Consider the following 13,066-nt stretch of genomic DNA (forward strand, 5'->3'; position numbering starts at 1 on the left):
CGGTGGTCGTCAGGGCGGGTCGAGGGTGGTCAGGGTGTGACGGAGGACGGCGGCTTCGGTGTCGAGGAGGGGGCGGGGGCGGATCGTCCAGTCGCCTGAGATGCGGAAGGGGTCGCCCTCGAAGCGGGGGAAGACGTGGAGGTGGGCGTGGAAGACCTCCTGGAAGGCCGCTTCGCCGTCGGCGAGGAAGAGGTTGACACCCTCGCAGCGCAGGCCGGAGCGGCGCAGGGATCGGGCGACGCGGTGGGCGACGCGCCACAGGTGGGCGCCGGTGTCCTCGGCCAGGTCCTCCAGGCCAGCCGCGTGGACGCGCGGGACGACCAGGACGTGGCCGGGGTTGACCGGGGCCAGGTCCATGAAGGCCACGGCGAGGTCGTCGGCGTGGACGACGCTCGCCTCGGCCTCGCCCGCGACGATCGCGCAGAAGACGCACGGGGCGGTCGTCACGGGAGGAAGTCCGTGACCAGGGTGGCGAACTCGTCGGGGGTGATGACGCGGATCTCCAGGGTCTCGGCCTTGGCGCGCTTGGAGCCCGCCTTCTCGCCCGCCACCAGGAGCGCCGTGTTCTTGGAGACGCTGGAGGAGGCCTTCCCTCCGGCGCGCTCGATGAGCTCGTTCATCTCGTTGCGGGACAGCGACTCCAGGGGACCCGTCATGCTGCCGGTGACGACCACCGACATCCCGGTGAGCGGCAGGTCGGGGGCCTCCTCGCGCGGGGTGACGCCCGGCTCGGTCAGATTGACGCCCGCCGCGGTGAGCTTGCCGATGAGGGGCTCGAGCTCGGCCAGCTCGGCGATCATGATCGTGGCGCGTTCGGGGCCGATGCCCTCGACCTCCTGGACCTTCTCGGCGTCGGCGGCGCGGATGGCGTCCATCGTGACGAAGTGGCGGGCGATGCGGCGCGACATCGAACGGCCGGTGCCGCGCACGCCCAGGGCGGCGAAGACCTTGTTCAAGGGGCGGCCCTTCGCCGCCTCGATCGCCGCCAGGAGATTGTCGGTGGAGACCTCGCCCATGCGCTCCAGCGACAGGAGCTGCTCGCGGGTCAGGGAGAACAGGTCGGCGAAGTCGCCGATCAGGTCCGCGTCGACGAGCTGGACGATCCGGGTGTGGCCGAGGCCCTCGATGTCGAGCTGGTCGCGGCCGACGGCGTAGCTGATCGAGGCCACGGCGTTGCAGTCGCGGCCCAGGACGCAGCGCCAGCGCTCCTGCGAACGGTCGATCTCGCCGCCGCAGCGCGGGCAGGTCTCGGGGATCGCGATCGGCAGCTCCTCGCCGGTGCGGGTCTCGACCAGCGGAGCCTCGACGCGCGGGATGACGTCGCCGGCCTTGTAGACCGTCACACGGTCGCCGAGCATCAGGCCGCGGCGGGCGATGTCGGCGGGATTGTGCAGGGTGGCGTAGGTGACGATCGTGCCGTCGATCTCCACCGGGTCGAGCACGGCCCTGGGCGCGATCACTCCCGTCCTGCCGACGCTCCACTCGACCTCGCGCAGGGTCGTGATCTTCGTGTCGGCGGGGAGCTTGTAGGCGATCGCCCAGCGGGGCGCCCGGCTGGACAGGCCCGCGGTCTCCTGGTCGGCGGCGCTGTCGGCCTTGACGACGATGCCGTCGATGCCGAACGGCAGCCCGGCGCGGGCGGCGGCGATCTCCTCGATCCGGGCGGTCACCTCGGGGAGCGAGGCGTAGCCGATCGGCCCGGGGACGGCCGCCGCGCTGGTCTGGATCCCCAGCCCGGAGACGTACTCCATGATCGCGGTATGGGGGAGCGCGGCGAGGTCGGCGGCGAGCTCGGCGCCCTCCTCCAGGGGCAGTGCCCCGTAGCCGAAGAAGGTGAGTTCCACCTGGTAGGCGCGGTCTTTGGCGCGCAGGCTGCCCGCGGCCCCCGACCGGGGGTTGGCGAACGGCGTGCCGCCGTGCTCGACGCGCAGCAGGTTGGCGGCCTCGAACTGCTCGCGGGTGAGCAGGACCTCACCGCGGATCTCGACGGTCACCGGCTCGGCGAGGGCCTCCGGCAGGCCCGCGATGGTGCCGATGCCGTGCGAGACGTCCTCGCCCGCGGTGCCGTCGCCGCGCGTGACGAGCTGGACCAGCGCCCCGTCGCGGTAGCGGGCCGAGATCGCCAGGCCGTCGAGCTTGGCCTCGACCGCCCAGCCGTCGACCGGGCGGCCGAGCCTGCGCTCCAGGCCCTCGGCCCAGCCCGTCAGCTCCTCGGCGGAGAAGACGTTGTCGAGCGAGAGCATCGGCCGGGTGTGGGGGACGTCGCCGACGACCGCCCCGCCCGCGACCTTCCCGGTCGGCGAGCCGGGCAGCACCTCGTCGGGATGGGCCTCCTCCCACACCACGATCCCGCGGACCAGCCGGTCGAAGGTGTCGTCGTCGACGGTCGACGTGCCGTCGCCGTAGTAGGCCGCCGACGCGGTGACGGCCAGCTCAACGGCCGCGGCATACCCGGCGGCGTCGACGATCTCGGTGTACCCGGCGGTTTCGCTCATGACCCTATTGTCCCGCCGGGCACTGACATTTCCGGGGGCCGGGTTCCTAGATCACGTTGACGGTGAACGTGCCCGTGCTGGCGCCGAGGGGGAGGCCGATCAGGAGGCCCACGCCGCTGAGGGTGACCTTGCCGGAGTAGGCGCCCGCCGCCGTCCCGCCCGGAACCCTGATCATCGCCCGGTTGGAGGCCGGCCAGGCCGCCAGGAGCTGGCCGCCGGTGCAGTACGCGCTGGTGGCCGAGGTGGCGACGGGCCCGGAGAACCCGGCCCCCGGCGGGCACGTGACGCCGTCGAGGAGGAGCCCGGGCGGGGCCGTCCAGGTGAGCCTGCTCGCCGGCAGCAGCGGCGGCAGGCCGACCACCAGCGGCGGGACCGTCAGGCCGCCCGCGTTGAGGATCGCGACATCCTGGATCACCTCGACGATCCCGTACGGCGTGACGCTCGGGACGGGCGCGTGCTGGGTGTTCACCAGCGATACGGCGGCCTCGGCCGGAGAGCCGGTGCCGACGAGGACGGCACCGGTGATCGCGGCGGTCAGGGAGGTGAGAACGGTCCGACGAAGCAAGGTCTCTCCTTGGTGCGAGTGCGAGGACCTCCGCATTCTCACCCGATCCATCATCACTCTGTGCCTATAGGCCATTACCGGTCGCAATCAATTAGTGCATTCCATGCATATGCCCCACGAAGGATCTCCCTGCCCTTGCCCATCCGCCTGCGAGTCTTCAGGAAACGGCTATACGGGGAGGCGACATGGCGGCGAAGTACGGCGTGCACTCGGAGGTCGGAAGGCTCCGCCAGGTGATCGTTCACCGGCCGGATCTCAGCCTGAAACGGCTCACCCCGACCAACAAGGACGATCTGCTGTACGACGACGTCCTGTGGGTCAGCCGGGCCCAGATCGAGCACGACGCGTTCGTGGAGATGATGCGCGGCCGCGGGATCGAGGTCTTCTACCACCAGGAACTCCTGGCCGAGGCGCTGGACACGGGCCAGGAGGCCAAGGACCACGTGATCGGGCGGATGGTCACCCATCTTTCCGTCGGGCCCGTCCTCGTCGACGTCATCCGCGAGGAGCTCGCCACCTGGGACGGCGCGAAGCTGGCCGAGCACCTGATCGGCGGCCTCACCAAGGAGGAGTTCCTCGCCGAGGCCAAGAAGGGCCGGGAGGGCCTGGACGAGCGGTCGCTCGTCGCCGCGATGGCCGACCCGGGGATGTTCATCCTGCGCCCGCTGCCCAACTCGCTCTACCAGCGCGACCCGTCGGCCTGGCTGTACGGGGGCGTGTCGCTGAACCCGCTCTACTACCACGCCCGCCGGCTGGAGACGATCAACCAGAGCGTCATCTACCACCACCACCCGATGTTCGCCGGAGCCGGTTTCTCCTACTGGTACCCGCCGATGGGCGACGACGGCGGCTTCGACGAGGAGGACTTCGGCCAGGCCTCGCTGGAGGGCGGCGACATGATGCCCATCGGCAACGGCGCCGTCGCGATCGGCGTCAGCGAGCGCACCACCCCGCGGATGATCGAGCACATCGCCCAGGCCATGTTCGCCGAGGAGGCCGCCACCCGGGTGATCGCGGTCAACATCCCGCCGAACCGCTCCTACATGCACCTCGACACGGTCTTCACCCTGCTCGACGTCGACAAGGCCACCGGCTACCCGCCCGTGGTGGAGAACGCCGAGACCTACTCGCTGCGTCCCGGCGACAAGCCCGGCACGCTCGACGTCCACCGCGAGAAGAACCTCGCCCTGGCCTTCGAGGACGCCCTCGGCATCGGCAAGCTCGACATCATCCCCACCGGCGGCGACGACTACCAGCGCGCCCGCGAGCAGTGGGACAGCGGCAGCAACTTCGTCGCGATGGAGCCCGGCGTGGTCGTCGGCTACCACAAGAACGAGTACACCAACCGCAAGCTCCGCGAGCACGGCGTCGACGTCGTCGAGATCGAGGGCTTCGAGCTCGGGAAGGGCCGTGGCGGCGGGCACTGCATGACCTGCCCGATCCTCCGCGACGGCGTCTAGGAGGAGGACGGCCATGATGAGTCATCCGGGATGGGTGCTGTTCCTGGCACTGTTCGGGCTCTACAGCCCGATCGCGGCGCTCGGCTCCTACCTGCCGATCGTCCGCCCCTACAAGAGTTCCGACGTCACGAAGATGGCGCTGGGCCTCGGCCTCAACGTCGCGGTCTTCGTGCTGGTGGCCCTGTGGGTGGGCGAACCGCTGCTGCGGCTGCTGGGGATCAGCACCGCGGCGCTGACCGCCACCGGTGGCATCGCGCTGGCCTTCGCGGCGATCCCGCTCATGCTGGGCAAGGCGGGGGCCGTCGAGGAGATCGGCAAGCTCGAGGCCGAGGAGGCGGGCGAGGCGCCGCCCGCCGGGCCCGTCGCCGACTTCCGGACGATCCTGTTCACCCCGCTGACCTTCCCGCTGACGGTCGGCGGCACCACCTTCGCCTTCGCCGTCGCGGCCTCGGCGGACGCCGTCAACGTCGGCGACAAGCTGTGGCTGTCGTTCGCGGCGCTCTGCTTCGCCCTGCTGTGCGGCACGACGCTCTACCTGTCGGGCCATGTCGAGCGCCGCATCTCGCTGAAGGGCGCGATGCTCCTCGACCGGGTGGCGGGCATCCTGCTCACCGCCATCGCGACGATCCTGCTGGCCAACGGCTTCACCGACCTGGTCGTCGCCAGGCTCGGCTGAACCGGCCGATCCCGCGTCAGGTGACGACGGTGACGGCCAGGCGCAGGAGGTGGCCGTGGGCGGCGAAGCCCGGCGGGTCGCCGTCGAGGACCCCGGTGGCGCAGTCGAAGGTCGACGGATCCACCTGACGGACGAAGAAGGACGGCTCGGCGACGGCCGCCAGCAGCCGGACCGCGTCGCGCAGGACGTCGATCCGCCCGTCGCCGCCGGTGTGCTCCAGGGACACCTCGAAGACCCCGTCGGGCAGGGTGCGCGACCCGGTCAGGCGGAAGGCCGAGCCGGGTGCGGCGCAGGCGGTCTCGAGATGGGGCAGAAGATGGTGCTCGGGCTCCTCGGCGACCCAGCCGTCGCGGTCGAGATGGCCCAGGAGCCGGTGCACGCCCGGCACCAGCGGGGCGCCGCTCGCGACGCCGGTGCCGCGCCCGTCGGTGTCCCAGCGCGGGGCGGACGGCTCGGCCCTGGCCAGCAGGACGCTGACGGCCGTCCGGGCGCCCGCGATGTCGGGCCTGCCCGCGCTGACGATCCGTGCCCAGGAGTAGGACTTGACGATCCCCACGATCGTCGTCGCTATGGTCTCGCGCTCCTCCGGCGTCAGCAGCCCCTCCTCGGCCAGTCGGTCGGCGAACCAGCTCCGCACGGTGTGGAACAGCGCGTTGTCGTGCGACATGAACACCCGCAGCGCGAACGACGGCTCCTCGGAGAAGACCCGCAGCCCCGGCGCCTGCCCCGTGTTGTTGGTCATGAACGCCTCGACGAGGTCGGCGATCCGCTCCCCGCCCGAGCCGGGGCAGGCCAGCCAGAGCCGGTCGAGGATCGGCAGGGCCAGCCGGGCGAGCGCCTCGGCCAGCAGTGCCTCCCGGTCGCCGACCCACCGGTAGAGGGTGGTGCGCCCGACCCCGAGCTCGGCCGCGAGGGCCCGCATGTCGATCCGGCGGCCCAGCAGGAAGTCCCTGGTGGCCAGCGCCACGGCCGTGTCGGCGTCGGCGCGCCGGGGACGTTCGGGCGGTTCGGGATGCCGGGTCTCGCTGACGCTCACAGCGGCAATCTTCGCACTCGGCCACCGGCCGGGGGCCGCGTGTGACCGGCTTGTGTCCGGGAGCGGTGTTCGCTACTTTGTTCTAAGTGACGCAGGGTGAGGAAGCCTGTGTGGGGGAGATGGGGCCGGGCCCGCATACCGGCGGCGAATCCGGGAAGATCTGGCAGCGCATCCTGCGGGTGAACGGGGGCGGTGGACGGTGATTCACTTCCGCCGACCTGAAGGGGCGGTAGGGTGCTCTGCGGATATGCAAAGCATGTTCGAACGTGGTTGAGGAGCATCGTTGAGCACCGCTGTTGAGGACGCCGTGGACGCAACCGGGTACTCCGCCCGGCACCTGTCGGTGCTGGAAGGTCTGGAGGCCGTACGCAAGCGCCCCGGCATGTACATCGGATCCACCGACAGCCGCGGGCTCATCCACTGTCTCTGGGAGATCGTGGACAACTGCGTCGATGAGGCGCTCGCCGGATACTGCACCCACGTCGACGTCGTCCTGCACAAGGACGGCTCGGTCTCGGTGGGCGACAACGGCCGCGGCATCCCCGTCGACCTGGAGCCCAAGACCAAGCTGCCCGGAGTCGAGCTGGTGATGACCCGGCTGCACGCCGGCGGCAAGTTCGGCGGCGTCTCCTACACCGCCTCCGGCGGCCTGCACGGCGTCGGCGCCTCCGTCGTGAACGCGCTGTCGGCGCGGCTCGACGTCGAGGTCGACCGGTCCGGCTACACCCACCACATCTCCTTCCGGCGCGGACTTCCCGGCACCTTCGACGGAGCGGGGCCCGGCGCCCCCTTCACCAAGGAGTCCGGGGTCCACAAGGGCAAGCGGATCGTCAAGGGCAAGACCGGCACCCGGACCCGGTTCTGGCCCGACTTCCAGATCTTCCTGAAGGACGCGACCATCGCGCTCGACCTGGTGCTCGACCGGATGCGGCAGACCGCGTTCCTGGTCCCCGGGCTGGAGATCTCGCTGCGTGACGAGCGTCCCGACGAGGTCTTCGAGGAGACCTTCCGGTACGACGGCGGCATCGCGGAGTTCACCACGTTCCTCGCCCAGGACCCGCCCCTGTGCGACACGCTGCGCATCGGCGGCCAGGGCCACTTCACCGAGACCGTCCCGGTCCTCGACGACCTCGGCCACCTCGTCCCCACCGATGTCGCCCGCGAGCTCGACGTGGACGTCGCGATGCGCTGGGGCACCGGCTACGACACCAAGGTCCGCAGCTTCGTCAACGTCATCGCGACCCCCAAGCACGGCACCCATGTGCAGGGCTTCGACCGCGCGCTGGTGAAGACCGTCAACGAGCAGCTCCGCGCGGTGAAGCTGCTGAAGAACGGCGACGACAACGTCACCAAGGACGACATTCTCGAGGGCATGACGGCCATCGTCACCGTCCGGCTGCCGGAGCCGCAGTTCGAGGGCCAGACCAAGGAGATCCTCGGCACCTCCGACGCCAACCGGATCGTCTTCAACGTCGTCTGCCGCGAGCTGAAGGCCATCTTCGAGAACCCGGGCCGGGCCCAGAAGCTCCAGCACCGCGCCGTTCTCGAGAAGATCGTCGGGGCGGCGAAGACCCGCATCGCCGCCCGCACCCAGCGTGACAACCAGCGCCGCAAGAACGCCCTGGAGAGCTCGGCGCTCCCGGCCAAGCTGGTCGACTGCCGCACCACCGACGACCGCAGTGAGCTGTTCATCGTCGAGGGCGACAGCGCCCTGGGCACCGCGAAGATGGCGCGCGACTCGGAGTTCCAGGCGCTGCTCCCGATCCGGGGCAAGATCCTGAACGTCCAGAAGTCGTCGGTCGCGGACATGCTCAAGAACACCGAGTGCGCCGCGATCATCCAGGTGGTCGGGGCGGGTTCGGGGCGCACCTTCGACGTCGACTCCGCCCGCTACGGCAAGATCATCCTGATGGCGGACGCCGACGTCGACGGCGCCCACATCCGCTGCCTGCTGCTGACCCTGCTGCACCGCTACATGCGTCCGATGATCGAGTCGGGCCGGGTGTACGCCGCGGTCCCGCCGCTGCACCGCATCCAGCTCACCAACCCCAAGCGGGGCATGGACAAGTACATCTACTGCTACTCCGACGCCGAGCTGCGCCGCAAGCTCGTCGAGCTGGAGCGCAAGGGCCTGCGCTGGAAGGAACCGCCCCAGCGCTACAAGGGCCTGGGAGAGATGGACGCCGACCAGCTCGCCGAGACCACGATGGATCCGCGCCACCGCACCCTGCGCCGCATCCGCATCGAGGACACCGAGGTCGCGAACTCGATGTTCGACCTGCTGATGGGCAGCGAGGTCCCGCCGCGCCGCGAGTTCATCATCGCCGGCGCCGCGGAGATCGACGAGAGCCGCATCGACACCTGAGCGCCTCTCAGGGGTATTCGACTCAGGGGTACTCGACGCCCGTCAGCTTCTCGGACAGCTCCCAGAAGCGGCGGGCGGCGGCCTCGTCGGTGGCGGCCTTGACGGGCCGCACCAGCTTGGGGTGGCCGCGCATGTCGCCGAGGCCGTCGGGGCCGTAGTACTCGCCGGGCTTCACGCCGGGGGCGGTGGCCGCGTAGAGCTGGGGGAGGGCGCCCATCGCCGCGGACTGGGCCAGCAGCAGGTTGCTCGGCTTCATCAGCAGGTTCATCAGGCCGCGGGGGCCGGTGCTCTGGAGGTTGGTGGCCGCGTAGCCGGGGTGGGCCATGAGCGCGGTGACCGGCAGCCCGGCGGTGGCCAGGCGGCGGGCCAGTTCCAGGGTGAACAGCTGGTTGGCCAGCTTGGACTGGGCGTAGTAGGTGGTGGGGGAGTAGGACTTCGCGCCGTTGAGGTCGTCGAAGTCGATCTTTCCCCGGGAGGCGAGGCCCGAGCTCACGGTGACCACGCGGGGGGCGTCGCCCTTGGCCAGCTTGCCGAGCAGCAGGCCGGTCAGCGCGAAGTGGGCGAGGTGATTGGTGCCGAGCTGGAGTTCGAAGCCCTGCTGGGTGAGGGTGCGCGGCGGCATCATGACACCCGCGTTGTTGACCAGGACGTCGACCTTGGTGACGGTCTCCGCGAAGGCGTGGACGGAGTCGAGGTCGGCGAGGTCGAGCTGGCGGAGTTCGAGGTTGCCGTCGAGGCGCTCCAGTGCGGCCCTGCCCTTGGCCTGGTCGCGGACGGCCATGATGACGTGGGCACCGTGGGCGGCGAGCGCGCGGGTGGTCTCGAGGCCGAGGCCGCTGTTCGCGCCGGTGACCACGAAGGTGCGGCCGGTCTGGTCGGGGATGTCGGAGCTCTTCCACTTGGTCATGGGGCCAGCCTTTCCTGGGTGGCACTGAGTGTCAATACCGGCATGAAGTGGCCTGGCCGACACCCTTGATACAGTTCTGGGGTGATCTGGAAGGCGTCCCCGTCGTCGATGGCCGAGCGCAAGCGGCAGGTCGTCCGGGAGGAGCTCGGCGAGGTGGCGCTGAAGCTGCTGGCCGTCCAGGGGTTCGAGGGCACGACCATCGAGCAGATCGTGGCGGCGGCCGGGGTGTCGCGGCGGACCTTCTTCCGGTACTTCAAGTCCAAGGAAGACGTGATCATCGAGTTCCTCGGTGATCTCGGCGACTTCATGCTGGCCGAGCTGGTGGCGCGGCCGGTCGACGAGCCCCCGCTGGTGGCGCTGCGACGGGCGTTCGGGGCGGCCGTGGACCTGATCGCGGAGTTCCCGCAGAAGTCGGTGGCCCTCGCCCGGCTGACCCTGTGCACGCCCGTCCTGCGCGGCCGCTACCTCGACCGGCAGGCCGACCTCGCCCGCGAGATGGCCGCCGAGCTCGCCAGGCGGGCCGGTGTCCCGGCCCGCGACCTGCGGCTGGAGCTGACGGCCGCCGTCGCGCTCACCGCCTACGCGCTGTCCCTGGAACGCTGGTCGGAGGACGGCGGCGACACCGACCTCGGAGCGCTGCTGAACGAGGCTTTCGCGGCGATCCCCGGTCAAGATCATTGAGGAGCGGGGGCGGCCGGCGCTAGGATGCGTTCGGGCGCGAATCCACCACGGGAAGGATTCGTCATGCCCTCAGTCTTCGAACCCGCTCGGCTCGGGCCGCTGACCTTGCGCAACAGGGTCATCAAGGCGGCGACCTTCGAGGGCGCCACCCCCGACTCCCTCGTCACCGACGAGCTGATCGACTACCATCGGCGACCGTCCGCGGGGGGCGTGGGGATGACGACCGTCGCCTACTGCGCGGTCGCTCCCGAGGGGCGGACCGAACGCGGCCAGATCTGGATGCGGCCCGAGGCGGTACCGGGGTTGCGGCGGCTGACGGCGGCCGTCCATGCCGAGGGGGCGCTGGCCTCGGCGCAGATCGGGCACGCGGGGCCCGTCGCCGACGCCCACTCCAACCGGCTGCCCGCGCTGTCGTCTGGCCGGTTCTTCAACCCGATCGGCCGCCGGTTCACCCGTCCCGCGACCGCCGCCGACATCGAGCGGGTGACCGCGGCGCACGCCTCGGCGGCACTGCTGGCGATCGAGGCGGGCTTCGACGCGGTGGAGATCCACTTCGGGCACAACTACCTGGCGAGCGCCTTTCTCAGCCCGCTGCTGAACAAGCGCGACGACGCGTTCGGGGGATCGCTGGAGAACCGGGCGAAGGTCGCTCTCGGGATCGCGCGGGCCGTCCGGGAGGCGGTCGGGGACCGGATCGCGGTCACCGCGAAGCTCAACATGCGCGACGGGATCCGCGGCGGGCTGGAGATCGAGGAGAGCCTCCAGGTGGCGGCCTGGCTGGAGGCGGAGGGGACCGTCGACGCCCTGGAGCTGACCGCGGGAAGCTCCCTGCTCAACCCGATGTACCTGTTCCGCGGCGGTGCCCCGGTGAAGGAGTTCGCGGCGAACTTTCCGCTGCCGCTGCGCCTGGGGATGCGCCTCAGCGGCACCCGCTTCCTCAAGGCCTACCCCTACAAGGACCTCTACCTGCTGGAGCACGCCAGGCGCTTCCGCGACGCCCTCTCGCTCCCGCTGATCCTGCTGGGCGGCGTCACCGACCGGGCGTCCATGGACCGGGCGATGGCCGAGGGGTTCGAGTTCGTCGCGATGGCGCGGGCGCTCCTGCGCGAGCCGGATCTGCTCCGGCGCATCGAGTCCGATCCGGGGACCCCGGCGCTGTGCATCCACTGCAACCGCTGCATGCCGACGATCTACACCGGCACCCGCTGCCCGGTGATCTGAGGCCGGAGGGGTCCCGTCGCGCCGCGGGACCCTGTCTGAACGGTCAGTGCGCGCTTCCGCCGGTGGCCGGGGTGCGGCCGTGGCGCATCAGGTAGGCGGCGACGAGGGCCACCACGGAGGTGCCCGCCACGAGCCAGAAGCTGAGCTCGTAGGCGTTGTCGGCGAAGATCCCGTTGATCTCGCTGGTGGCGGGGGGCTGCGGGCCGACGGCGACGACGGCCTTGACCGGGTTGGCGTTCAGGAAGGCCGTGGAGATGGCCAGCCCGATCGCGACGCCCATGGACTGCATGACACCGAGCATTCCGGCGCTGACGCCCTGCTGCTCGGCGGGGACCGCCTCGATGATGAGGTTGGGCGCGGTGGCGTAGTAGGCACCGAAGGCGATGCCGAAGGGGATGCTGAGCAGGGTCAGCCAGACCCACTCGTGCGGGGTGAGGGCGTACAGGACGGCCGTCGCGACGAACGTGACCAGCGCGAGCAGCAGCGGCAGCCGCGCTCCGACCCTGCGCGACCAGGCTCCGGCCAGCGCGCCCGCGATCATCGCGACCAGGCCGAGCCAGATGGCGAGATGCGTGGCGTACTCCATGAGGGACCAGCCCTCGCCGTAGCTGTACCCGGGATCGAAGGTGACGTTCACGGCCTGCGGCGGGACCGGCTGGCCGGTCAGCTTGGTGACCGTGTCGACGGTGCCCTGCACGACCAGGGACCTGGTGGCGTCCTCGGGAGGCGTCAGGGTCAGGTAGCCCATCGTGTAGGAGTGGACGCCGACCATGAAGCCGGCGAACAGGCCGACCACGAGCACGGTGCTCACCCGCGGATCGAACAGCAGCTTCATGTCCATGATGGGCTGGGTGGCGCGCCGCTCGACGGCCACGAACGCCGCGACGAGGACGACGCCCGCGACCGCCCACAGCCACGCGGACGGCCTGCTCCAGCCCCAGTCCTGGCCCTTGTCGACGTAGACGAGGATCAGGCCGACGCCGATCGCGAGCAGGGCTGCGCCGACGATGTCGAGGCGTTCGCGGGTGCGGAGCCCGGACTCGGGGACCAGGAACCACACGAGCGGGAACACCACGAGCGTGTAGATGAACAGGAACCAGAAGATGGCCCGCCAGCTGTGGTTGTCGACCAGCCAGCCGCCGAGCACCGGGGCGATGAGGGCGGAGAAGCCGAGGCCGGTCGAGGTGATGCCGATGCCGAGCGGGACGAGATGCCGGGGGAGCAGGTCGCGGATCAGCCCGTAGGCGATGACCGCGGTGGCGATCGCGATGGCCTGGAACGCGCGTCCGGCGAGGAACACGCCCCAGCTGCTGGTCGTCGCGCAGACGAGGCAGCCGACGAGGAAGAAGCCGCCGCACACGAGGAACATGCGCTTCTTGCCCCAGATGTCGGCCATCTTGCCGATGAGAGGGGAGACGGCCGCGCCGATCAGGCCGAAGATGATGATCGCCCACGTGAGGTTCGCGCCGGCCGAGGGGAAGGCCGGGCCGATCTTCTGGAGCGCGGCGGAGACCATCGTGTACTGGAGCGGGGCGACCTCGGTAAACAGGACGATGACGGTGAGGACGGTGAAGATCCGCGCCTTGGACGCGCCGTCGAGGCGTCCGGTCGGATCGCCGGACCCTTCCGGGGGAGCAGTGGTGGGGGTGGTGGACACATA

At 70.6% G+C, this 13,066-nt stretch carries 11 protein-coding genes; 5 read left to right on the plus strand and 6 right to left on the minus strand.

Annotation, left to right across the window (positions count from 1 at the left end):
- Positions 1 to 9 precede the first annotated feature (9 nt).
- From ABD785_RS30290 to ABD785_RS30300, 3 genes are read right to left on the minus strand one after another with little or no spacing between them, the layout of a single operon-like run.
- Positions 10 to 447, minus strand: coding sequence for an HIT family protein (locus ABD785_RS30290; protein ID WP_344835204.1), 438 nt, complete (start codon positions 445 to 447; stop codon positions 10 to 12).
- Positions 444 to 2,495, minus strand: a complete 2,052-nt coding sequence (gene ligA / locus ABD785_RS30295; protein WP_344835205.1) for an NAD-dependent DNA ligase LigA — start codon at positions 2,493 to 2,495, stop codon at positions 444 to 446. The genes ABD785_RS30290 and ligA overlap by 4 nt, the downstream gene beginning before the upstream one ends.
- Before the next feature lie 46 nt (positions 2,496 to 2,541).
- The gene (locus ABD785_RS30300; RefSeq protein ID WP_344835207.1) at positions 2,542 to 3,060 is read right to left on the minus strand and encodes a hypothetical protein; all 519 of its coding nucleotides are present in this window, start codon (positions 3,058 to 3,060) and stop codon (positions 2,542 to 2,544) included.
- A gap of 185 nt (positions 3,061 to 3,245) precedes the next feature.
- Here ABD785_RS30300 and ABD785_RS30305 point away from each other — a divergent pair, with 185 nt between their 5' ends.
- Both ABD785_RS30305 and ABD785_RS30310 read left to right on the plus strand, forming a co-directional pair.
- Positions 3,246 to 4,520, plus strand: a complete 1,275-nt coding sequence (locus ABD785_RS30305; RefSeq protein WP_344835209.1) for an arginine deiminase — start codon at positions 3,246 to 3,248, stop codon at positions 4,518 to 4,520.
- Positions 4,521 to 4,533: 13 nt separating this feature from the next.
- Positions 4,534 to 5,196 (plus strand): MarC family protein, encoded by a 663-nt coding sequence (locus tag ABD785_RS30310; RefSeq protein ID WP_344835211.1) that lies wholly within the window; start codon positions 4,534 to 4,536, stop codon positions 5,194 to 5,196.
- Positions 5,197 to 5,212: 16 nt separating this feature from the next.
- Here the strand turns inward: ABD785_RS30310 and ABD785_RS30315 are convergent, their stop codons facing one another.
- Complete coding sequence (locus ABD785_RS30315; RefSeq protein ID WP_344835214.1) at positions 5,213 to 6,232, minus strand: QsdR family transcriptional regulator; 1,020 nt, start codon at positions 6,230 to 6,232, stop codon at positions 5,213 to 5,215.
- A 283-nt stretch (positions 6,233 to 6,515) separates the two neighbouring features.
- Between ABD785_RS30315 and ABD785_RS30320 the strand changes: the two genes are divergently transcribed.
- Complete coding sequence (locus tag ABD785_RS30320) at positions 6,516 to 8,597, plus strand: DNA gyrase/topoisomerase IV subunit B (RefSeq protein ID WP_344835216.1); 2,082 nt, start codon at positions 6,516 to 6,518, stop codon at positions 8,595 to 8,597.
- A gap of 22 nt (positions 8,598 to 8,619) precedes the next feature.
- On the opposite strand, the gene ABD785_RS30325 is transcribed toward ABD785_RS30320, so the two are convergent.
- On the minus strand, positions 8,620 to 9,504 hold the full coding sequence (locus ABD785_RS30325; protein ID WP_344835218.1) for an oxidoreductase: 885 nt from the start codon (positions 9,502 to 9,504) through the stop codon (positions 8,620 to 8,622).
- An 81-nt stretch (positions 9,505 to 9,585) separates the two neighbouring features.
- Here ABD785_RS30325 and ABD785_RS30330 point away from each other — a divergent pair, with 81 nt between their 5' ends.
- Together ABD785_RS30330 and ABD785_RS30335 are read left to right on the plus strand one after the other, a co-directional pair.
- On the plus strand, positions 9,586 to 10,185 hold the full coding sequence (locus ABD785_RS30330) for a TetR family transcriptional regulator (RefSeq protein WP_344835220.1): 600 nt from the start codon (positions 9,586 to 9,588) through the stop codon (positions 10,183 to 10,185).
- Positions 10,186 to 10,248: 63 nt separating this feature from the next.
- The gene (locus ABD785_RS30335) at positions 10,249 to 11,406 is read left to right on the plus strand and encodes an NADH:flavin oxidoreductase (RefSeq protein ID WP_344835222.1); all 1,158 of its coding nucleotides are present in this window, start codon (positions 10,249 to 10,251) and stop codon (positions 11,404 to 11,406) included.
- A gap of 43 nt (positions 11,407 to 11,449) precedes the next feature.
- Here the strand turns inward: ABD785_RS30335 and ABD785_RS30340 are convergent, their stop codons facing one another.
- Complete coding sequence (locus ABD785_RS30340; RefSeq protein WP_344835223.1) at positions 11,450 to 13,063, minus strand: MFS transporter; 1,614 nt, start codon at positions 13,061 to 13,063, stop codon at positions 11,450 to 11,452.
- Positions 13,064 to 13,066 lie beyond the last annotated feature (3 nt).

Source organism: Actinocorallia longicatena (assembly GCF_039534125.1).
GTDB lineage: Bacteria > Actinomycetota > Actinomycetes > Streptosporangiales > Streptosporangiaceae > Actinocorallia > Actinocorallia longicatena.

Bases quoted from the DNA above. Each gene is read 5' to 3' on its own strand.
- ligA (WP_344835205.1), bottom strand. From the start codon at position 2,495: ATGAGCGAAACCGCCGGGTACACCGAGATCGTCGACGCCGCCGGGTAT.
- ABD785_RS30305 (WP_344835209.1), top strand. From the start codon at position 3,246: ATGGCGGCGAAGTACGGCGTGCACTCGGAGGTCGGAAGGCTCCGCCAG.
- ABD785_RS30310 (WP_344835211.1), top strand. From the start codon at position 4,534: ATGATGAGTCATCCGGGATGGGTGCTGTTCCTGGCACTGTTCGGGCTC.
- ABD785_RS30325 (WP_344835218.1), bottom strand. From the start codon at position 9,504: ATGACCAAGTGGAAGAGCTCCGACATCCCCGACCAGACCGGCCGCACC.
- ABD785_RS30335 (WP_344835222.1), top strand. From the start codon at position 10,249: ATGCCCTCAGTCTTCGAACCCGCTCGGCTCGGGCCGCTGACCTTGCGC.